17 protein-coding genes are annotated in these 23,400 nt (G+C 32.5%); 9 read left to right on the plus strand and 8 right to left on the minus strand.

Features of this window, described 5'->3' with window-relative positions; translation table 11 throughout:
* Positions 1–65: 65 nt before the first annotated feature.
* Positions 66–1,127 carry an endonuclease/exonuclease/phosphatase family protein gene (locus tag HM985_RS05840; protein ID WP_179375346.1) on the minus strand — a complete coding sequence of 354 codons (1,062 nt, stop codon included), beginning with the start codon at positions 1,125–1,127 and terminating at the stop codon, positions 66–68.
* A gap of 134 nt (positions 1,128–1,261) precedes the next feature.
* On the opposite strand from HM985_RS05840, the gene HM985_RS05845 reads away from it, so the two are divergent.
* From HM985_RS05845 to HM985_RS05855, 3 genes are all read left to right on the plus strand, one after another.
* Entirely contained in the window at positions 1,262–4,036 is a 2,775-nt protein-coding gene (locus HM985_RS05845) for a TonB-dependent receptor (RefSeq protein ID WP_179375347.1), read from the plus strand.
* A 75-nt stretch (positions 4,037–4,111) separates the two neighbouring features.
* Complete coding sequence (locus HM985_RS05850) at positions 4,112–5,512, plus strand: DUF5689 domain-containing protein (RefSeq protein WP_179375348.1); 1,401 nt, start codon at positions 4,112–4,114, stop codon at positions 5,510–5,512.
* Between the two features lie 69 nt (positions 5,513–5,581).
* Complete coding sequence (locus tag HM985_RS05855) at positions 5,582–5,953, plus strand: hypothetical protein (protein WP_218843374.1); 372 nt, start codon at positions 5,582–5,584, stop codon at positions 5,951–5,953.
* A gap of 90 nt (positions 5,954–6,043) precedes the next feature.
* Here HM985_RS05855 and HM985_RS05860 read toward each other — a convergent pair whose 3' ends face one another.
* Positions 6,044–6,580 (minus strand): cation transporter, encoded by a 537-nt coding sequence (locus HM985_RS05860; protein WP_179375349.1) that lies wholly within the window; start codon positions 6,578–6,580, stop codon positions 6,044–6,046.
* 96 nt (positions 6,581–6,676) lie between these two features.
* Between HM985_RS05860 and HM985_RS05865 the strand changes: the two genes are divergently transcribed.
* Positions 6,677–7,573 carry a DMT family transporter gene (locus tag HM985_RS05865; protein WP_179375350.1) on the plus strand — a complete coding sequence of 299 codons (897 nt, stop codon included), beginning with the start codon at positions 6,677–6,679 and terminating at the stop codon, positions 7,571–7,573.
* Between the two features lie 59 nt (positions 7,574–7,632).
* Here HM985_RS05865 and HM985_RS05870 read toward each other — a convergent pair whose 3' ends face one another.
* Together HM985_RS05870 and HM985_RS05875 are read right to left on the minus strand one after the other, a co-directional pair.
* The gene (locus HM985_RS05870; protein ID WP_246284960.1) at positions 7,633–9,729 is read right to left on the minus strand and encodes a M16 family metallopeptidase; all 2,097 of its coding nucleotides are present in this window, start codon (positions 9,727–9,729) and stop codon (positions 7,633–7,635) included.
* 1 nt (position 9,730) lies between these two features.
* A complete protein-coding gene (locus HM985_RS05875) occupies positions 9,731–11,050 on the minus strand; it encodes a M16 family metallopeptidase (protein ID WP_179375351.1) in 1,320 nt (439 codons plus the stop codon).
* Positions 11,051–11,348: 298 nt separating this feature from the next.
* Here HM985_RS05875 and rplU point away from each other — a divergent pair, with 298 nt between their 5' ends.
* From rplU to HM985_RS05900, 5 genes are all read left to right on the plus strand, one after another.
* Positions 11,349–11,990, plus strand: coding sequence for a 50S ribosomal protein L21 (rplU, locus tag HM985_RS05880; RefSeq protein WP_179375352.1), 642 nt, complete (start codon positions 11,349–11,351; stop codon positions 11,988–11,990).
* 41 nt (positions 11,991–12,031) lie between these two features.
* Positions 12,032–12,292 (plus strand): 50S ribosomal protein L27, encoded by a 261-nt coding sequence (rpmA, locus tag HM985_RS05885; RefSeq protein WP_179337340.1) that lies wholly within the window; start codon positions 12,032–12,034, stop codon positions 12,290–12,292.
* Between the two features lie 143 nt (positions 12,293–12,435).
* Positions 12,436–13,995, plus strand: coding sequence for a tetratricopeptide repeat protein (locus HM985_RS05890; RefSeq protein ID WP_179375353.1), 1,560 nt, complete (start codon positions 12,436–12,438; stop codon positions 13,993–13,995).
* 155 nt (positions 13,996–14,150) lie between these two features.
* A complete protein-coding gene (locus HM985_RS05895; RefSeq protein WP_179375354.1) occupies positions 14,151–16,985 on the plus strand; it encodes a TonB-dependent receptor in 2,835 nt (944 codons plus the stop codon).
* A gap of 4 nt (positions 16,986–16,989) precedes the next feature.
* Complete coding sequence (locus HM985_RS05900; RefSeq protein WP_179375355.1) at positions 16,990–18,003, plus strand: phytase; 1,014 nt, start codon at positions 16,990–16,992, stop codon at positions 18,001–18,003.
* 58 nt (positions 18,004–18,061) lie between these two features.
* On the opposite strand, the gene HM985_RS05905 is transcribed toward HM985_RS05900, so the two are convergent.
* The 4 genes from HM985_RS05905 to HM985_RS05920 form a co-directional block, all read right to left on the minus strand.
* The gene (locus HM985_RS05905; RefSeq protein ID WP_179375356.1) at positions 18,062–19,834 is read right to left on the minus strand and encodes a MutS-related protein; all 1,773 of its coding nucleotides are present in this window, start codon (positions 19,832–19,834) and stop codon (positions 18,062–18,064) included.
* Positions 19,835–19,946: 112 nt separating this feature from the next.
* Positions 19,947–20,693 (minus strand): succinate dehydrogenase/fumarate reductase iron-sulfur subunit, encoded by a 747-nt coding sequence (locus tag HM985_RS05910; protein ID WP_179375357.1) that lies wholly within the window; start codon positions 20,691–20,693, stop codon positions 19,947–19,949.
* 10 nt (positions 20,694–20,703) lie between these two features.
* Positions 20,704–22,716: a fumarate reductase/succinate dehydrogenase flavoprotein subunit gene (locus HM985_RS05915; RefSeq protein ID WP_179375358.1), complete on the minus strand. Its 2,013-nt coding sequence runs from the start codon at positions 22,714–22,716 to the stop codon at positions 20,704–20,706.
* A 12-nt stretch (positions 22,717–22,728) separates the two neighbouring features.
* Positions 22,729–23,400 carry a succinate dehydrogenase cytochrome b subunit gene (locus HM985_RS05920; protein ID WP_179375359.1) on the minus strand — a complete coding sequence of 224 codons (672 nt, stop codon included), beginning with the start codon at positions 23,398–23,400 and terminating at the stop codon, positions 22,729–22,731.

Here is a 23,400-nt window from a genome sequence, read left to right on the forward strand (position 1 = left end):
GTAAAACATAAAAAAAGCGTCTATAAATTATTTATAGACGCTTTTTTTATAATATAAATAGACGATTATTTTTTATCATCTTCTTTAATTAAATAAACGTAAACAGGAAAGTGATCACTATAACCACCTGAAAGACCTGCATTAATCATCCTTAAAGGATAACCTTTATAACGTCCTTCTTTGTTTGTTAAATAACTCTTGTTAAAAATACCTGCTTTATAAAATCGGAATGACGAATAATCTTTTTCTAAAAATGGTTGTGTAAATAGAATCATATCAAACAAACTCCAAGCATCTCTATAACCTGTTGTTCCTAATCCTTGTTTCTTATATTGATTCTCAAAAGGATTATAAATACCTTTAAGCTCTACTTCATCTTTTTCCGCTTCAGTTTTCATTGCCTTTTTCATACTATCATTCGTTGGGTTATCATTAAAATCTCCCATAGTCACGATTTTAGCATAAGGATCATTAGATTGTAATGAATCAATAATTTGCTTATTCAATTTACCAGCTGCAACACGTTTAAATCTACTTCTAGCTTCACCTCCACTACGAGACGGCCAGTGGTTAACAATAATATGAATTAAATCTCCTTCTAATTCACCACTAACTAATAACTGATCTCTCGTATATACACGTTTTCTTGTAGAATCATCATATATAAGTAATTCATGAGAACTTGTATCGATAGGTTTAAATAGTGCTTTTTGATATAATAATGCCACATCAATTCCTCTTTTATCTGGAGAATCGAAGTGAACAATGCCGTAATCTTTATCTATTAAGACTGGTTCATTAACTAAATCTACAAGAACTTGTCGGTTTTCTACCTCAGAAACACCAATTACAGCAGGTGAGTTATGTGTATCTTCGTTACCAATATCTGCAATTACTTTTGCCATATTACGAAGTTTTTTTCTATACGCCTCACCTCTAAGAGATTCGCTCATCTCCATTATAGGACTAGCTTCGTCGTATATACTTGTATCGTTTATACTATCAAATAAATTCTCTAAATTATAGAACGCTACTGTATGTATTTTATACGTCTTTTTCTCCTGAGCATTCATACTTACTGACACAACCATCAGCATAGCTATTAAACTGAATTTCAAACTTTTCATCTTACAATATTAAGTTAATATTAATTACTTTAAATTCTTGAGCCAAAAGTATATATTTATTATAAATAATGTAGATTTGCACGCCTTAAATAACTATTATTTAATAATCCAACATTATTAACTTAAATTTAATTATGAAAAAAAGTTTAATTATTTTTCTCTTTGGAGTTTTAACTTCTTTCACTACGATGGCGCAAAGCACCATTATTAAAGGTAGTGTAAAAGACGCCGCATCTTCGGAACCAGTCCCCGATGTAACAATCACAATTGAGGAAACTCAAGAAACAACTTTAACTGATGGTTTTGGAGAGTTTATCTTCTCTAATAATGTACCATTAGGAGAACAAATTCTAAAAATTTCAAAAATAGGTTATACGACTAAGCGTTATCCTATTATTGTAAATCAAGGACAAACAGTTGACATTACAGATATGACTTTAGATATCGATGTATCTGATGTACAAGACATGTTTACAATTACACTGTCTGATGATGAATTAAATGACGACACAAGTGGTGCAGATAATATTTCTGGATTACTATCTTCATCATTAGATGTTTTTCAAAGAACAGCAGCCTTTGAGTTTAGTTCTTCATTCTTTAAAGTAAGAGGATTAGATTCTGAAAACGGTTCTGTTTTAATGAACGGTATTGAAATGAACAAACTTTACAACGGAAGACCACAGTGGAGTAATTGGGGAGGTTTAAACGACATGATGCGTAACCAAGTGTTAACAACAGGTCTTACACCTTCTGACTACAACTTTGGTGGTGTATTAGGGACATCTAACATTATAACAAGAGCTTCTTCTTATAGAAAAGGAGGTAGGGTTACTTTTTCTTCTTCAAATAGAAGTTATACAAATCGTGCCATGGCTAGTTATGCTTCTGGATTACTAGACGATGGATGGTCTTTTGCTCTTATGCTAGGAAGACGATGGGGTGATGAAGGTTTTGTTGATGGAACTTTATATGATTCTAACTCATTTTTTGCTTCAATAGAAAAGAAATTAAACGACAAGCATAGTATTAACTTCACCTCTGTTTACACACCAAATAGAAGAGGAAAATCTTCACCTAACACTCAAGAAATTTATGACCTAAAAGGAATTAAATATAATGAATATTGGGGTAGTTTAGATGGTGAGCAAAAAAACTCACGTATTAAAGAAGTTGAAGAACCTATCTTTATGTTAAACCATTATTGGGATATTTCTTCTAAAACAAAACTAAACACTAATGTTGGTTACCAATTTGGTAAATTAGGAAATAGCAGGTTAGATTACAGCGGTGGTGGAAATCCAAGTGCTGCATATTACCAATTACTGCCTAGTTACCATGAACAAAGAGATGATCTTGCTGGTGCTTATTTAGCAGAGCAAAAATTTATAGAAGATGGTCAATTAGATTGGAATCGTATTATAGACGCCAACGTTACTAATAACATCAATGATATTAGTTCGGCTTACGCGCTATATGAAGATAGAGCAGATGACAAACAACTAACTGTTAATTCTATATTTACTTCTGAAATTAATGACAACATAATCATTAATGGTGCTGTAAATTATAAAAATTTAAAATCTGAAAACTTCGGTGAAGTTCTAGACTTACTAGGTTCTAATGTTGGTTTATTAAACATTGATTCTTTTGATGGATTTGAATACGATAACCGAAATGAAGGAAGATTAGTTCAAGAAGGTGATAAATACAGATACAACTACAACTTATTTGCTGAAGTAATTTCGGGTTATGCTCAAGCACAGTTTAAGTATAATAAATTTGACTTCTACGCATCTGGTAGTATTACTAATACAACATACCAAAGAGAAGGATTATGGGAAAATAGTAGATTTGATGGACTTGAAGGAAGACCATCGTCTTATGGTAAAGGAGAAGAGTTATCTTTTACAGGTGTTGGTGGTAAAGCTGGTTTTACTTATAAAATATCTGGAAAACACTTAATTGATATTAATGGTGGTTATTTAACAAGAGCTCCTAATTTACGTAACACATTCTCTAACTCTAGAGAAAACCACAATGTAGTAAAAAACATAAGCGAAGAGATAGTAACCTCTTTTGATGCAAGCTATATTTTTAGATCACCAATAGTTAATGCTAAGATTACAGGTTTTTATACTAAAATAGAAGATGCTAATGAAGTAGGATTCTATTACGCAGATGGTATTAGCGGAGGTAATGATATTGCTGACAATGGTACTTCTGCTTTTGTACAAGAAGTTTTACAAGGAATTGATAAAAAACATTTAGGCGTAGAATTTGGTATTGAAGCTCAGGTAACACCTACAATTAAATTAAAAGGTGCTGCCTCTGTTGGTCAATATACTTATGACAACAACCCTAATTTATATTTAACATCTGCTAGTTTTGGTACTGAAGATGGTTCAATAGATTATGGACAAGCTAATTTAAAAGATTATAAACTTGCAGGTGGCCCCCAAAGAGCTGCTTCTATAGGCTTTGAATATAGAGACCCTAATTTCTGGTGGTTTGGTGCAACAGCCAATTTCTTTTCTAATGCTTACATTGACGTAAATGCATTAACTAGAACAGAGAATTTCTACTTAGATTCTGATGGACTTCCTTTAAATGATTACGACGAAGAATTAGCTACCGAATTATTAAAGCAAGAGAAAATCAGTGATTATATGGTAGTAAACCTTGTTGGTGGTAAATCTTGGAAAGTAGGCGATTATTACATTAGTCTTTTTGCTAGTGTTGGTAACATCCTAGACGAGATATACAAAACTGGTGGTTTCGAACAGGGTAGAAATGCGAATTACACACAATTAAGAGATGACAATGCAGATGGAAACCCAAAATTCGGCTCTAAATATTGGTACGGACGTGGCGCAAACTACTTCGTTAACTTAAATGTAAGATTTTAAAAAAAATTAACAAATAATATCATAATTATGAAATGTACTAGTTTCATAGATTCAATAATTACAAATAAAAAAATTATGAATAAAGCGATTAAATCTTTAAAATTCATCTTAGTTTTAATAGCCTCTGTTGCTATTACATCTTGTGTACAAGATGACGATTATACTATTCCTAGCAGCCTAGGAGATGAAGAAAACAAAGTTCTAGAAGAATTACTACTAACAGGAAATGAAATTTCATTTGAGACTGTTAAAGCAATGTATACTGAAGGTGATTTTATTGAACCAGTTGATACTAATGATTATGTAAAAGGTTATGTAACTTCATCGGACCAAACAGGTAACTTTTTTAAAGAATTTTTTATTCAAGATAGCCCAACAAACCCAACATCTGGTTTAAAAATAATATTAAACCAAGTGGACACCTATAATCAATTTAACTTAGGAAGAGAGGTTTATATCAGTTTACAAGATCTTCATATCGGAGAAGAACGCGTTGGAAACGGAGTTATTACAATTGGTGGAGGAACTGAAACTGATCAATTTGGTACAACAGTAACAAGCTTAAATGAAATTCAGATTAGACAAAAAGTTTTAAGGTCTTCAGTTACAGAAACTATTACACCTTTAAATTTAGGTTTAACTGCAATTAATGGAGACCATGTTGGTTTATTGGTAACTGTTGACAACGTAGAATTTGCTGATGATTTAGCTGGAGAGAATTATTTTGATCCAACAGAAGTTTTCGATACACAAAGAATCTTGCAAGATTGTAGTGGCTTTACTTACCCACAATTTATATTAGAAACAAGTAGTTTCTCAAGTTTTAAAAATGAGCCTTTACCTATTTTAAACGGATCTATTACCGCTGTAGTTAGTAAAACGTTTGATGGTGCCAGCTTAGTTTTAGCTCTTAACACTATTGACGATGTAAATATGGAAAACCCTCGATGTACGTTATTAGATATTGAAGATTTTGAAGTTATTTTTGAAGAAGGCTTTGATAATAGTTTGGGTGCTTGGGAAGTTATCAATACACTTGGTACTAATGAATGGTATGCTAGTAGCTACAGTGGAGAAGGCTATGTAAGAGGTTCTGCTTATGATGATGATATTACATTAGAAATGATTAGCTGGTTAATTTCCCCTTCAATAGATTTTGATGCTAATGAAAATGAACGCCTTATTTTACAAGTTGCTGATGCCTTTAGCAACGGTCAACCATTAAAAGCTTATTATTCTAATGATTATACTACAGGTTCTAACCCAGATGATGCTACATGGACTGAAATAGGGGCTTCAGAAATTGCTGCTTTACCAGAAAATACTGGTTTCTTTAACAATGTTTATGATGAGACTGGCTTAATCGATATTTCAATGATTACAGGTAACGCTGTTTTAGCATTTGTTTATGATAGTGATGATGCTACAATATCTTCGACTATAGATTTAAGCAATGTGCAAATTTTAGCAAATTAAGATTATAATACACCTACAAAACCTGCTGATTTTAAAATTAGCAGGTTTTGTTTTTTAACTCTAACCGATATGGCATCTATTGCAGACACTAATTACATTTTTATATTTAATTATTACAAAAAAGCTTTTGGAAAAAAAAGTATTGACATAGCACTGTTTTATGTTTGCCTATTAGAACTCTCTTTCCTGCTTGCCATAGGTGCATTCCTTAAAGCATTCGCTAGTCAGATGAAAATAGCCATGATGTCTTCAACAAAATTTTGGGTGTTGTTTGCAATCATTACACTCTTTATTATATCTAAAAACTGGATGCGTTACAATGGAAAGAAAAGAACCATTCTTAATGCAAAAGCTAAGCGCAATACCAATTCTATATACCTATTGTGGCTAATGCCTTTAGGTGGTTTTCTAATCGCTTCTATATTGCTACAAGTTAAATAAAGCCACTTTCTAAGTATTCAAAATTTATATAATAAAAAACGCAACCCTTTCGGATTGCGTTTTTTTATTATTTGTGTTTTTTTAAACTAACTACTTAGCCTTTTCTTCAGTTGTCTCTTCTGTCTTTTTACCTTTACAACATTCTTTCTCACAATCTTTAGAGCAAGCTTTTGATTCTCCATCAGCCTTGTTAGCACAACATTCTTTTTTACAATCAGAATCGCAAGTTTTCTTTTCAGAACCAAACTGATTTACCGCATGCATATCTTTAACTTTGTAAATGTCTGCAACTTTACCTACAGCCTCTTCCAAAGATTGTGGTGTAACTTTAGCTTCATCATACTCAACCATAGCTAAACGCGTATCAAAATCAACTTTAGCTGATTTTACACCATCCATTTTAGCCATTTTCTTTTCAATAGTTTTAGCACAACCCATTGCACAAGTCATTCCTTCAATTCCAAATTCTACTTTTGCATAAGTTGCATTTGGATCTAAAGTTTTAGCAGCATCTTTTTTAGCTACTGCTACCTCTACTGTTTTCACTTCTGGCTGAGTTTCATTTTTACATGAGGTAAACACGAAAGCCATAATTGCTACTAAACTTGTTATTCTTAATGTCTTCATTGAACTAACTAATTAAATTTTGGTTAAAACTAATAAATATTGCTCTTTCTTACATGATAATTAACGAATTTTGTGACTCCCTTGATACGTTTTTGCATGAAAAACCCTAATTTAAAATGGATATATCTTATAACGCTCTCCATAATATGGGGAAGTTCCTTTATTCTTATTAAAAAATCACTTTTAGGTTTAACAGCTTATCAGCTCGGAGCGCTTAGAACAATTATAACAGGCTTAATCCTTTTAACCTTTGGTTTTAAAAAATTAAAAACAATTCCTACCGATAAATGGAAGTGGCTTTTACTATCTGGTCTTATAGGTTCATTTATTCCTGCATTTTTCTTCGCTATAGCAGAAACCGAAATTGATAGTGTGGTTGTATCTGTATTAAACTCTTTAGTTCCACTAAACACTATATTACTTGGTGTTGCCGTTTTTAAAATAACATCTACAAAAAAACAAGTGCTCGGAGTTATTGTCGGTTTCGTTGGTACATCTATATTAATATTAAAAGGAGCTAAATTAAACCCGAATCAAAATTATTTATATGCAGGTTATGTCATTGCATCTACAATAATGTATGCTGCTAATGTTAATATTATTAAGCGTCATTTACAAGAGATAAAACCATTAGCTATTGCTGCAGGTAATTATGCTTTTATTATACTACCAGCAATCCTTATATTGTGCTTTACCGACTTTTTTAACATAGAAAATTTAACTGATTCAAAAGTATTAAACGCACTATTTTATGTTACAATATTGGCTGTATTTGGAACAGCTATTGCCAAAATATTGTATTTTAAACTGGTACAAATGTCTACTCCTGTCTTTGCGTCTTCTGTAACTTACATAATGCCAATTGTTGCTTTAATATGGGGCATATTAGATGGAGAAAGCTTTGAATATATTCAGGGTTTTGCTGCTTTACTAATTTTAGTAGGTGTCTATTTAGCACACAAGCCTACTCCTTCAAACAAATTAAAAAAATAAGCATAAAAAAAACCGAAGCTTTCACTTCGGTTTTTTTAGTAATATGTATTTAGTCGCGATTAGTTAAAATCAGCATCTGTAACACCTTCGTTAATTTTAACTTCAGTTGTTTCAAATGCTAAAACCTGAGGCCCTGTAGCAACTTTCATTGTACTTGGTAACATAACCCCACTTACTTCTTTATAATTAGAATAATCAGTAATTGTTGTCATAGTTTGTCCACCCATTTCTGCAGTTTCTTCTGTTCTTAGTAAATATCCCGTTGTTGTTTCGTAATATCTGTAAGATGCAACTTCGTTTTTAGTTACTTTCACTTTATAAGCATCAGCACCATCAATTGTTACAATACTTTCTAAACCTAAAGCAGAAGCTTCGAAAAATAATTCTGGAAATAATCCTTTTTCAGCCTTCTTATCTGCAAGTGTTTTATCGTCCATATCAATTTTCTGACCTTGTTGTACAATATATCCACTTTCACCATTAAATGATTGCTTCATTAAAGACCCCATTCCTTCTGCAGTAATTTCCATAAAAGATTTATTTGGTACCATTTGCTTAACCGTAGCTTTAGGCTTAAATGGTGCCCCTTGAATAGTAACATCAGCATTCATAAAAATTGACTTCACCTTATTTAAGTTTTCTTCACCTCCTATTGCCGTAACATAATTACTAATTACAGCCTCTGCAGTTAAACCTGCTGGCAATGGTTTAGAAAAAACTGGTTTTTCAGTTTTATTTGCATACTCATCAAAATACATAATTGGAATTCCTGTTTTTTCAAGATTGTCAATTACATCTGCTCCGTTACCTACAACGATAATTCTTAAGTTATCTGATTTAAAGTATTTGTTAGCTACACGTTGAATATCCTCGACAGATACATCATTTATTTTTTGTAAATAAGTGGTATAAAAATCTTCAGGTAAATCATTTAATTTAATGTTTAAAGCATAGTTTGCAATAGTTTGCGGACGCTCTAAAGCCATTACAAAGTTACCAACGTATTTTGCCTTAGCATCTTTTAATAACTGTGGATCTACAGGTTCTGTTTTAATTCTGTTGATTTCTTTTAAAGCTTCAACTACAGCACTATCTGTAACTGCATTTCTAACTTTAGCCGTTGCATTAAAACGAGATGCTCCATATCTATCAGTTCCTAAACGAGAATAAGCCCCGTAAGTATAACCATGTTCTTCTCTAAGGTTTTTAAATAAATAACCTTCACCACCACCACCTAAGATGTTATTAGTAATTAAAGCCGCATGATAATCTTCATCATTCATCTTTAACTCAACATTATTTGTAATTGAAAGATTAGACTGCGTAGCGTCTGGTACATCAACAAAATTTATTTGTGTGTATTGTACATTAGCACTTGGTTTTGGCACCGTATTATTTACATCTATAGACTTTGACCAATCTTTAAAGTATTTTTTAATCTGCTTCTTTACATCTTTAAAATCTACATCACCAATAACTACTAAATAAGCATTATTTGGATTGAAGTGTTTTTCGTAAAAAGCTACTGCATCACCAAAAGAAACGTTATTAATTGTTTCTTCAGTTACAAATTCTCCATAAGGGTGTTTTGTACCATAAGATAACGCAGAACCTACTCTACCTGCAATGGCATCTGCACTTTTTGCATCTGCTTTTAAGCCTTCTAGTAATTTTGTTTTTTCTTTATCAAACTCTTCTTCCGTTAATAATGGATTAATCGCTGCATCTGCCATTAATTCTAATATTCTGTCTGAATACTTTGTTAAAGAACTTGCAAAACCACCACTAATACCAAAATTTAAGCTAGCACCTAAGAAATCTATTTCTTCATTAAATGTATCTTTAGAAATTGATGTGGTTCCGTTACCCAACATACTTCCTATTAAGCTTTCTACTCCTGCTTTTTTTCCTGTTGAGATAGGATTGTTATCGATACGTAAAGAATAAGATACTCTTGGTAACTTATGGTTTTCTACTACAAGAACTTTTAAACCGTTCTTTAAAGTAAACTCTTCTGGTTTATCAATTGAAATTTCTGGTTCTGGACCTGCCACTGGCGGCTGAGATCTATCTACTTGTGCGTTGGCACCAATAGCCATTATAAATAATGCGAAAAACGCTACTATCTTAGTGTTCATGTTAAATGCTGTTTTCATATTATTGTTCGTCTTTTTTAGGTAGATATTCAATTTCTACTCTTTGGTTTGGACTTAAATATTTTTTAGCCGCTGCCTGAATGTCTTCTCTAGTTATAGATCTGTAAGTTTCTAATTGATTGTTAATGATATTTACATCTCCATATAATAAGTAATATGTTGCTAAAGAATTTGCTATACCAGCTACGCTAGAATTAGAACTTACAAAATCATTTTCAAATTGATTTAAAAGTTTTTCATAATCACGCTCACTGATTAACTCATCTTGCATCTTAACAATTTCTTCATCAATTTCAGCTAATAAAGTATCCAAACTAACATCTCCTAATGGTAAAGCAAATAATGCAAAAATATTGTAATCAACTTGTCCAATATTTACAGCTTGTACTGCTAAAGCTTGTTTTTGCTCATCCATTAATTTCTTTTGAAGAACAGAACTTTTACCACCGCTTAAATAACTAGAAATCATATCTAATACATAAGCATCTCTTGTAGATTGACCTGGTAATCTGTACGCTGCAATGATTGCGGGGATTTGAATATTTTTATCGTAAGCTATTGCATGTTTCGTTTCAGTAATTGGTGCTTCTTTAGGAAAGTTACGCACTACTTCTGGTCCTTTTTTAACAGCACTAAAATAATCAGATATCATCTTTTTAGTTTTAGTATAATCAATATCACCAGCTACAACCAATACAGCATTATTTGGTACATAATATTTATCGAAATAAGCATTGAATTCTTCTAAAGTAGCAGCATCTAAATGCTCCATTTTTCCAATGTTTTCATCTTTATAAGGATGAACTTCAAAAAGACCTTCACCGATTGTTTTAAATAAACCACCATAAGGTCTATTATCCATGCTCTGACGTTTCTCTTCTTTTACAACTTCATTCTGCGTATCAACACCTACTTGGTCAATAACAGGATGTAACATACGCTCTGATTCTAACCACAATCCTAATTCTAATTTATTAGAAGGAAAAATCTCATAATAGTAAGTTCTATCTTGAGATGTGTTTGCGTTAAAAGTACCTCCGTTTGCAGGGATAATTTTCATAAACTCACCACGTCCAATATTTTCTGAACCTTCAAATAATAAATGTTCAAAAAAGTGTGCAAATCCAGTACGCTCGCGGTCACCATCTTTTCCACCTACATCATACATTACAGAAGTAATAACAACTGGTGCTGTATTATCTTGGTGCATAATAACGTGTAACCCGTTGTCTAGATCAAATTCCTCAAATTCAACTTTTTGTGCTATAGCCTGATGGCTAAATAACAACAAAGAAGCCAAAGCCAGTAAATAGTTTTTCATTGTAGTTTTGTTTAAAATTTAAATTGTTTACGTATTTGTCCTTACTAGGTGTAAAATGTTACACCTTATCCTACAAAAATAAACAATGATTTGACTATTGTATAAAATAAAATGCGAAAAATGAGACAGATAACACATTCTATTTCAATATTATTAGTCCTTTTTTTCTATTTCATATCCTAACCTCCTGAAAATCATGAAAACGTTTGTAGATTAATAAATTAGGAGTATATTTGCATCCGCTTTCTGAGAAGAAAGCATTATTATTTAATAAACAAATAAATAAAAACGTTACGCTATGTACGCAATTGTAGAGATAGCAGGGCAGCAATTTAAAGTTGCAAAAGACCAAAGAGTTTTTGTTAACCGTTTAGCTATAGAAGAAGGTCAGGAAGTTTCTTTCGACAATGTTCTTTTAATAGGTGATGGTGACAATATTACTTTAGGCGCCCCAGCTATAGATGGAGCACAGGTTAGTGCAAAAGTCTTAAAGCACCTTAAAGGTGACAAAGTAATAGTTTTCAAGAAGAAAAGACGTAAAGGTTACCGTGTAAAAAACGGACACAGACAATCTTTAACTGAAATCGTAATTGAAAGTATTGCTACTTCTGGAGCAAAGAAATCTGCACCAAAGAAGGAAACTAAAAAAGCAGAAGCACCAAAAGCTAAAAAAGCAACTGGTAAAGCTGATGACTTAAAGAAAATCGAAGGTGCTGGACCAAAAGCTGCTGAGGCATTGGTTAACGCAGGCTTAGAAACTTTTGCTAAAGTTGCAGAAGCTAAACCTGAAGAATTGAGTAACATCCTTTCTGAAGCAAGCTCTAGATTAGCGCACATCGTTACTGATACTTGGCCAAAGCAAGCTAAATTAGCTGCAGATGGTAAGTGGGACGAGTTAAAAGAATTACAAGACAGATTAGACGGTGGAATTGAAAAGTAATTTTCAATTGCATTAATATTAACAATATAAAACCTTAGATCATGGCTCATAAAAAAGGAGTTGGTAGTTCGAAGAATGGTAGAGAATCAGAATCAAAACGTTTAGGCGTAAAGATATTTGGTGGACAAGCTGCTATTGCTGGAAATATCATTTTAAGACAACGTGGTAATACACATCACCCAGCTGAAAACGTATACCAAGGAAAAGATCATACTTTACATGCTAAAGTTGATGGTTTAGTAAAATTTACTAAGAAAAAAGACAACAAGTCTTACGTTTCTATTGAGCCTTTTGAGGCTTAAGAACATCTTTTCTTAAAACATTAAAAAGCGTCTAATTCTATATTAGACGCTTTTTTTATTTCATAACATTAACATCATAAAACAAGACCGTTTAATTAATATACATCGTGTTACTTTACCAGTTATTTAAAATAGGTATCGCTTTGCTAAAATTAAAATTTATTGTTTTTATTATTTGTACTTCAGGTCTACTATCCCAAGCGCAAACTGAAGAAAAGTTTGATGTAAAACTGCACAAACTAAAACAACAATTACAAAGTGCTAATTCCGCATCAGATTTTTCTAAAACAGCACACATTTACATAAAACTAGGTGATTTTTTCACTCAATTAGAACTTTACAGTGAAGCTATTAAGCACTACCACGCTTTTAAAAACATACATAAAACTAAAGACACGTCTTTAGTCTATGTAGAAAATGCTTTATCGCGCATAAACCTAAATTTAAAAAAATACGGTGATGCTAAGATGCACGCTCATAAAAGTCTAGAAATATCAGAAACTTTAAAAGATTATAAAGGTCTAGCCAATACACACGCTATATTAGGAAGTATTGCAGAAAAACAAAGTTTGTATAAAGAGGCTCTAAACCATCAAAATAAAAGTCTAGTTATATTTAAAACTCTAAAAGACAGCACAGGTCTCGCTGTCACTAACGAAAATATAGGAAGTATTTACGAAGATTTAAACCAATTTGATCTGGCCTATAATTATTTTAAAAAAGCCCAACGCTTTTCTCAAAGTTGTACTACCAATATTCAAATAAATATAATTAATAATTTAGGAGACGCGAAAAGTAAAACAGGGCACTATCAAGAGGCCATTGTTTACACAAATCAAGCTCTAAAATTAGCCAAATTAACAAACAACACTTCAGAAATTGAAAGTGCTTATAAAGATTTAGCCAGAACTTATGCTGAACTAAAAGATTATGAACAAGCCTACAACTATCTTAACAATCAAAATATTGTTAACAGACAAGCATTAAAAAGAAAAAATATAGAGGTTGTAAGTACAATGGAAGTGTTTTATGCCGTAAAAGAGAAAGAAGCAGAAGTACAATTATTGAACAAACAAAAACAAGTTACCCAAGTTAGACAATTTATTATTTTAATAGGCGCAGCTTCTATAATTTTGGTATTAATAGGTGGTTTAATTTATTGGAAAAAGAGAAGAAAACACGAGAAGCATATTTTAGAATACAAACAACAATTACTACAAGTTGATTTGGATAAGAAAATAGCTCAAGAAATATCCTTAAAGCGAGAAATTGATATCAAAATCTCGTCAATCACTAACTACAGCTTAAATATTGCACATAAAAATAAAATGCTTTCTGATCTATCTAAAACACTCTCTAAATTAAAAGATAGAAATATTACCCTTATAAAATTGAAACTAAAAGAAATAATCAAAGAAATAGAATTTGACTTAGCTAGCCAAAATGAGTGGACAGAACTTATGGGTTATTTCACTCAAATTCACCCAAAATTCTTTGACCATATAAATCAAATCGCGTTAGCACCACTTTCAGCTTCAGAAATCAGATTAAGTATGCTTTTAACACTTAATCTATCTTCTAAAGAAATTTCAAATATTCTTCATATTACACCAGACAGTGTAAGAATAGCACGATATCGACTTCGAAAAAAATTACCAATAGATTCTAAAGATGACCTCTTAGCCTTCTTACTCAATTTATAAACTATATATCTTAAATCTTTTTTCAATGTTATCTTAATGCAAATGTTGCCTTGTTATATAGCGGTTTTACTACGTTTTATTACTTTTTGATAACATATAATTTCGCAAAGAAAAAGCACTTAGGTCTAGTTTTGTGAGAAACAAAACAACCTAAAATGAAAAAATTATTTAATCTATTCCTCTTATTAGCATTACCTTTTTTTAGTTATGCCCAAACGGGAAATATCCAAGGAACTATAACTGATCAAAACGGTTTAACCGTTCCTGGTTCTACTGTATCAATTATATCCATAAATAAAGGAACTGTTACAGACTTCAATGGTAAATATACCTTAGTAAATATCCCTGAAGGGAATTACTCAATTACTGTAGAATATTTGGGATATTCCGATATCATTAGCGCTGTTACTGTTAAACCTAATGAAACCGTAACACTGAATTTTACATTAAATTCTGAAGACACTAATTTAGAAGAAGTATTAATTTCAGGATATGGACTTAGTGGACAATCTAGAGCACTTAACACACAAAAAAATAAACAAAACATTACCAATATTGTATCTACAGACCAAGTTGGTAAATTTCCAGATGCTAACATCGGTGATGCCATAAAGCGTATTCCTGGTATTACCATGCAAATGGATCAAGGTGAGGCAAGAAACGTTATTATACGTGGATTATCACCACAATTAAATTCAGTAACCTTAAACGGAAGTAGAATTCCTTCTGCAGAAAGTGATAACAGAAATGTACAGATGGATTTAATTCCATCAGATATGATTCAAACCATAGAAGTTAACAAGGCAGTAACTCCAGATATGGATGCCGACGCTCTTGGTGGGTCTATAAATTTAATCACCAAAACATCCCCTCAAGGTTTCCGATTATCTGCAACAGCAGGTTCTGGTATTAACTTCATCTCAGATAAAAGAATTTTAAATGGCTCTTTTTTAGTTGGTGATCGCTCTAAAAACGACAAGTTTGGTTGGGTAATAGCTGCATCTGTTAATGATAACGATTTTGGTAGTCATAATGTAGAAGCAGAATGGACTGACGAATTTGAATATAACTCAGGAGATGAAGATAATTTACAAGAAGTAGAGGTCAATCCTTATGCCAATGTATTTGAAATTAGAGAATACCAAGTACAACGTATTAGAAGAAGTTTTTCTGCTAATTTCGATTATAAATTAGACGAAAACAATACTATTTTCTTCAAATCTATCTATAACTGGAGAGATGACAGAGAAAATAGATTTAGATTAGAACACGAAATTTTAGATGGTGAAGATATCGGAGCAGGAGATTTCTTTGTAGATGCTGATGGAAACCTTACTAGCTTTCTTGTAGAAGCTAAACGTCAGTCTAAAGGTGGTATTAATAGCGACCGTAACCAAAACACACGTTTAGAAGATCAAAGAATGCAAAACTACAGTTTAGGTGGTGAGCACTTATTTGGTGATATGCAATTAGATTGGACCGCGTCTTTCTCTAAAGCCTCTGAAGAACGCTTAAACGAACGTTATTTAGAATACGAAAGCGAATACGGAATTACATTTAATAACAATGAAGATAAGCCATTATACACACCATTAACTGGAGAAGGTAGTTTTGAAGATTTTGAATTTGGTGAATTAACTGAAGAAAATCAATATACTGAAGAGAAAGATTTCAACTTGTTTGTAAATGCACGTTTGCCATTATCTTTAATTGAAGGCAACGAAGGGTTCTTAAAAATTGGTGCAAAAACTAGAATTAAGAATAAAAATAGAGACAATGATTTTACAGAATATGGAGATGAAACAGGTGCTTTAGATTTATTAGGAATGGTACCAACAAGAAACTATACTAATTCAGATTTCTTAGCAGGTAGCCAATATCAAATAGGAAATTTTGCTAGCCCAGAATTCATCGGGAACCTAGACCTTTACAATACTGAATTATTTGAAGGTGAAGATCTTCCTGAAGAATACATTACAGGAAACTTTGACGTCAATGAAGATGTATATGCTGGTTACGCGATGTTAACTCAAAATTTATCAGACAAATTCAGCATATTAGCTGGTATAAGAGTAGAACATACGTCTATTGAAAGTGAAGGTAGCGAGTTAGTTTTTGATACAGATGGTGATGTTTCAGGAATTAATACGTTGAAAGATAAAAACACTTATACTAACGTATTACCAGGTGTGCATTTAAAATATGATATTAATGACAACACGATATTAAGATTTGCTTGGACAAATACTTTAGCGCGCCCAAACTATGTAGATTTAGTAGCTTACCGTGAAATAAGCAATGAAGATGAAGAGATATTTTTAGGAAACCCTGAACTTAATCCTACAACATCTATGAATTTTGATATTATGGCAGAACATTACTTTAAGTCTGTGGGTATTATTTCTGGTGGTGTATTTTATAAAGATATTCAAGATTTTGTTTACACTTTTCAATCAGAAGATGAAAACGGTTATGAAGTATACCAACCATTAAGCGGTGATGATGCTTCTGTTTTAGGTGCTGAATTTTCTTTCCAACGTCGTTTAGACTTCCTACCTGGTTTTGCTAAAAACCTTAGTGTGTATTTAAACTATACATACCTTACTTCTAGTACAGACGGAATTAGAAATGAAGATGGTGAAGAGCGTGTGGACTTAGATTTACCGCAAACATCACCTAACATGTACAATGCTTCTTTAGGTTACGCAGGTAAAAAATTCAGTTTACGTGTATCCACTAATTACTCAGATTCTTACATCGATGAAATTGGCGGAAATGCTTTTGAAGATCGTTATTATGACGAGCAGTTTTTCTTAGATTTTAATGCAAACATTGCACTTAGTAGCAACTTAAGCATGTATGTTAACTTAAACAACATCACTAACCAACCGTTACGTTATTACCAAGGTGTAAAAGGTAGAACAATGCAAATGGAGTACTACGAAAAACGTTTAACTGTAGGATTAAAATATGACCTATTTAAAAAATAAGAAGATGAAGAAAGTAATAATATTAGGTATCATAGCTATGGTAATTGTTTCTTGCGGAAACGGCTTACCAAAAATAGCACCAACTTTAGTAACCGAAAAACTACCACACGATAGTGATGATCCTGCCATATGGATTAACAAAGAAAACCCTGAACAAAGTATTGTTTTCGGTACCAATAAGGACGAAGTTAATGGTGGTGTTTATGCGTTTGACTTAGACGGAAAAATTATCAAAGAAAAAAGTTTAACAGGAATTGCTTATCCTAATAACGTCGATGTAGAATACGGATTTAAAATCAACGACTCTACAGAAACGGATATTATGGTATTTTCAGAAAGAGAAAAACATCAAATACGTATGTACTCTATTCCAGATATGACACCTTTAGATAATGGCGGATTTAAAGTATTTACTGAGGAAACCGATGTAGAAATGAAACGACCAATGGGAGTTTCTATATATAAAAATCCTAAAACAGAAGCTATTTCTGTATTTGTAAGTCGAAAAAATGGTCCTGTAGAAGGTTATTTACATCAGTATAGTTTAGAATCTGATTCTTTAGGTGTTCATGCCAATCTTTTAAGAAAAGTAGGGAAATTTAGTGGGAAAAAAGAAATCGAAGCTATTGCTGTAGATGATGAATTAGGTTTTGTGTACTGCTCTGATGAAGGTGTTGGCATTAGAAAAATATATGCAGATCCTAAAATGGGAAATGAAGAGATTTCGTTATTTGGTGGTGAAAACTTTAAAAAGGACATTGAAGGTATTGCTATAGCAACTTACCCAAATGATGAAGGTTTTATTATAGTATCTAACCAACAAGATCATAGTTTTAACTTTTATAAACGTAGTGATAATAGCTATGTTAAAACCTTAAATCTAGGAACGTTAGAAACGGATGGTTGCGATATTGTAACGACGTCCTTAGGAAAAAAATTCCCTAATGGTTTATTTGTTTCTATGAATGATGAAAAAGACTTTTTCTATCATGCTGTAGATGCTTTAAATTTGAAATAAAAGCAAACACATAATTACTAAAAACCCTTTCTTATATATTTAAGAAAGGGTTTTTTATTTATATAATTTCCATCTTCTTCAATAGAAAACTTGCATTCATATTTTGGCAAACACCTTGCTTTAATTTATAATCGAAGAAGAGCTCATCATTTATAATTTCGGCATCAAAATAATAGTTTTTTACGGCTACTAATTCTTTTTCAATTTCAGTAAGACTTAAATCGTGGGTCGCAATAATACCTGTAGCGTTTTGTTTCACTAATTTTTCAACAAACTTACGAGAGCCAATAGCTTTATCAGTACTGTTTGTTCCTTTTAGAATTTCATCTAGAATAACAAAATAATTTTTATCATTTTCAATGGTATCTACCACAAACTTTAAGCGTGTAAGCTCACTAAAGAAGTACGAACTATCATCGGTTAATGAATCTGTAGTTCGCATACTTGTAACTAACTTAATAGGCTTGTATTTGCTTTGTTTTGCACAAATTGGTAGTCCAACATTAGCCATCACAATATGAAGCGCTATAGTTCTTAAAAACGTACTTTTCCCAGCCATGTTTGCACCGGTAACAATGAAAAATTGTTCTTCTTTTAACTCTAAATCACTATCTACACGTTTTTCTGCATTTAATAACGGATGTCCTAAACCTTCTGCTAAAATAGTCACCGGATCTTCCGTTATAATTGGGTAAGTAAAATCTTGATGATTAAAGGCATAATTACCAAAACTATTAAAGGCATCAAAAAAGGTAACAACCTCAAACCAATCATCTACTTTATGTCCATATTTAGAAATCCATTTTTCAACATTAAAACTATTTCTAATATCAATAAGAAGAAATCCATTCCCAAAAACAGCAGAGATCAAATTGTTTCTATTATCTAAAGCATCTAAAACCTTTGAGAATTTTGAAAATATCTCAGAAGCTTTCACATCTTCAGACTGAATTAATTTTTGCTTTTCTTTTAATAATTTAGAAGTAAATTCTGTGGTTTCAATCGCTTTTAATAACAATGCATATTGTCTAAAAGTGTCTTTTGCGCGTTCCGTATGTTGTGAAAGGTTATTAATATGTTTTAAATAACGACCTGTAATCCCTAAACCTAACAGCAACCAATAACCGGCTATAGAAATCGATATAATTTCAGTAATTCCTAAGCCTAAAAGTACAACCGATGCCATAGCATATACGATGGTTAAAATATACTGTGTTTTACCTAAAAAAGGTTTATATTCTTTTAACCAGGTAATTATTGACGTTGCAGAATGTTCTATTTCCACACCTTGAGCTACAGCTACATAATTTTGTCGCCATTTTGGTAAATCTGCTAATTCCTTTATAGCTTCTTGTCGCTCTTTGATATTAGTTATATCGTTAGAAAGTAAATTTTCACTCAATTTCTGAGCACCTTCTTTAAGTGCTGTTCTATTCATAAATTGAAAGAAAGAGCCTTTACCAAATAAATCGATATCTAGACTAAAAAAGTGTTTAGGGTTTTGAAACTCTTCCCCATCTGCTCTTTCATAAAAATCACCCTTTGCTATTTTTAATTCTTCCTCATTAATAGCAATTAACCTTTTATGTAAGTTTCGTTTCGATTTTAGATCTGTATAGCGAGTTAATAGAAACAAAAAACAAGCAATACCAACTAAAGCAATTCCTGCAGCGATTTGCCAGTTCTGATAGGTAAAATAAATTCCTGTTACTACAAGTACAAAAATGGTAAGTCTAAGTATACTATATAAGCTAAGCTTTTTAAATATTTGTTTAGAAGCTGCTTGATTTATTTCTAGTTGTTCTTTGTAAAAAGACGCTGGATTTTGCATAAGTCTATAATAAAATTGAAATATAAGAAAAGAAAAAATCCCAAGACATAATTATGCTTGGGATTTATATATCATTTAACGTCTTCTGTTTAGAATACGTTGGGTTTTAATGTTAACCTTTTAAGGTTGTAGATAAATATTCACGATTCATACGTGCAATATTCTCTAAAGAAATTCCTTTTGGGCATTCTACTTCGCAAGCTCCAGTATTTGTACAGTTACCAAAACCTTCTAAGTCCATTTGAGCTACCATGTTTTTAACACGATCTGCAGCTTCAACTTGTCCTTGAGGTAATAATGCGTATTGTGAAACTTTAGCACCAACAAATAACATAGCTGAAGAGTTTTTACAACTCGCTACACAAGCACCACAACCAATACAAGTTGCTGCATCCATAGCTTCATCTGCTGCGTGTTTAGAAATAGGAATTGAATTAGCATCTTGTGTATTACCAGAAGTGTTTACCGAAATATAACCACCTGCTTGCTGAATACGTTCAAAAGACATTCTATCGACTACTAAATCTTTAATTACAGGAAATGCTGCTGCTCTAAATGGCTCTATTGTAATCGTATCACCATCATTAAACATACGCATGTGTAACTGACAAGTTGTAATCCCTCTATCTGGTCCATGCGCTTCACCATTGATGTACATTGAGCACATACCACAGATTCCCTCACGACAGTCGTGATCAAAAGCTACAGGTTCTTCGCCAGAATTTACTAACTGTTCATTTAAAACATCCATCATTTCTAAGAAAGACATGTGTTCTGAAATTTCAGTTACTTTGTAATCGACCATTTGACCCTTAGCTTGTGAGTCTTTTTGTCTCCAAATTTTAAGTGTTAAATTCATATCGTCTTTCTTATTTGTATGAACGTTGTTTTAGTTCAATATCTTTAAATTCTAATTCTTCTTTATGTAAAACGGCATCTGCAGGTTCCCCTTTATATTCCCAAGCAGAAACAAATGCAAAATCTGTATCGTTACGTTTAGCTTCCCCTTTTTGAGGACCATCTAATTCAGCAGATTCTTCTCTAAAGTGACCACCACAAGATTCAGCTCTTACTAAAGCGTCTTTTGCAAATAATTCACCTAATTCTAAGAAATCGGCCACACGACCAGCTTTTTCAAGTTCTGGATTCATTTCAGCAGCAGTTCCCGGTACAGAAACCTCTTTCCAAAATTCTTCTCTAATGGCTTTAATTTCTGCCATTGCTTCAGTTAAGCCTTCTGCGTTTCTAGACATTCCTGCCTTATCCCACATTACTTTTCCTAATTTCTTATGGAAATAATCTACAGATTTTGTTCCCTTGTTGTTTACAAAGAAATTAATTCTTTCAGTTACTTCTTTTTCAGCAGCGTCAAATTCTTTTGAATCTGTTGGAATTTTTCCAGTACGAATATCATCAGATAAATAATCACCAATTGTATAAGGTAATACAAAATAACCATCAGCTAAACCTTGCATTAAAGCTGAAGCTCCAAGTCTGTTTGCTCCATGATCAGAGAAATTAGCTTCACCAATACAATAACATCCAGGAATGGTTGTCATTAAATTATAATCAACCCAAACACCACCCATTGTGTAGTGAACTGCTGGATAAATCATCATTGGAGTTTTGTATGGATTTTGATCTACAATCTTCTCATACATCTGAAATAAGTTTCCGTATTTCGCTTCAACAATGGCTTGACCTAATTCGTATATTTTTTCAGCAGTTGGATTCTTTATATTATGAATTTTTGCTTGCTCTCTACCATAGCGGTCAAAAGCAGAAGCAAAATCTAAATAAACCGCTTCACCAGTTGCATTAACACCATAACCAGCATCACAACGTTCTTTTGCGGCTCTCGATGCAACATCACGAGGTACTAAGTTACCAAATGCAGGATATCTTCTTTCTAAGTAATAATCTCTTTCATCTTCTGACAAATCAGTAGGTTGTTTACGACCTTCTCTAATTGCCATAACATCTTCCATGTTTTTAGGAACCCAAATACGACCATCATTACGTAATGATTCTGACATTAATGTCAACTTCGATTGGTAATCACCTGAACGAGGAATACATGTTGGGTGAATTTGTGTGTAACAAGGGTTTGCGAAATACGCCCCTTTTTTATGAATTTTCCAAGCTGCAGTTGCATTAGAGCCCATAGCGTTTGTTGACAAGAAATATACATTTCCATAACCACCAGAACCAACTACAACAGCATGTGCAGAATGCCTTTCTATTTCACCAGTAATTAAATTACGAGCAATAATACCACGTGCTTTTCCGTCTACAATAACAACGTCTAACATTTCGTGACGGTTAAACATTTCAATTTTACCACGAGCAATTTGTCTATTCATTGCAGAATAAGCTCCCAATAACAATTGTTGTCCTGTTTGACCCTTGGCGTAGAATGTTCTAGAAACTAAAACACCCCCAAAAGAACGGTTATCTAACAATCCACCGTAATCACGTGCAAAAGGAACTCCTTGTGCCACACATTGGTCAATAATATTAGCAGAAACCTCAGCTAAACGATAAACGTTTGCTTCACGAGAACGGTAATCACCACCTTTTACAGTATCGTAAAATAATCTGTATGTAGAATCACCATCACCTTGATAATTTTTTGCTGCGTTGATACCACCCTGAGCAGCAATTGAGTGCGCTCTACGTGGTGAATCTTGATAAGCAAATGCTTTTACATTATACCCTAATTCTGCTAAAGTTGCAGCAGCAGAACCTCCAGCAAGACCTGTACCAACAACAATAACATCGATATGACGTTTGTTGGCCGGATTTACTAAATCAATTTTATTTTTATAATCTGTCCATTTATCTTTAATTGGACCCTTTGGTACTTTTGAATCTAAAGCCATATCAGCTATTTTTTAGTGTGTAAAGTGATGGAATAACGCGATGAAAATAAATCCTAATGGAATTAAAATAGCGTAAGCTTTTCCGAATCCTTGTAATCCTTTTGTGTATTTGTTGTTTACACCTGTAGATTGAAATGCAGAACCAAAACCATGTAATAAATGAAGTGCTAAAAACACAAAACCTACACAGTATAATGCAACTCTCCAGATTGGTACAAATTTCTCTTGTAACTCATGGAAATATCTGAATTCACCATCGTGCATACCAGACATATCACCAACAATGTATTTAGTGTTTATTTCTGGAATCCAAAAATCAATAAAATGAATAACTAAGAATACAAGAATAAATCCTCCACTCCATATCATATTTCTACTCATCCAAGTAGAATTGGCAGCACCATTATTTTTAACGTATTTAACACCGTTTGCTTTTTTGTTTTTGATTTCTAATACAAAACCCATTACAAAGTGAAAAATAACACCAAAAATTAATACAGGCTGCATTAAATATTGAATAACCCAAAATGTTCCCATAAAGTGTGATACTTCATTGAAAGTATCTGGACTCAATACTGAAAGCATGTTAATTACAAAATGTTGTAGGATAAAAATCATTAGGAAGAGTGCCGAAAGTGCCATGGCAAACTTTCTTCCGATCGACGAATTTAGAATTCCGCTCAT

It is taken from the genome of Winogradskyella wichelsiae (assembly GCF_013403925.1).
In the GTDB taxonomy this organism is placed as follows: domain Bacteria; phylum Bacteroidota; class Bacteroidia; order Flavobacteriales; family Flavobacteriaceae; genus Winogradskyella; species Winogradskyella wichelsiae.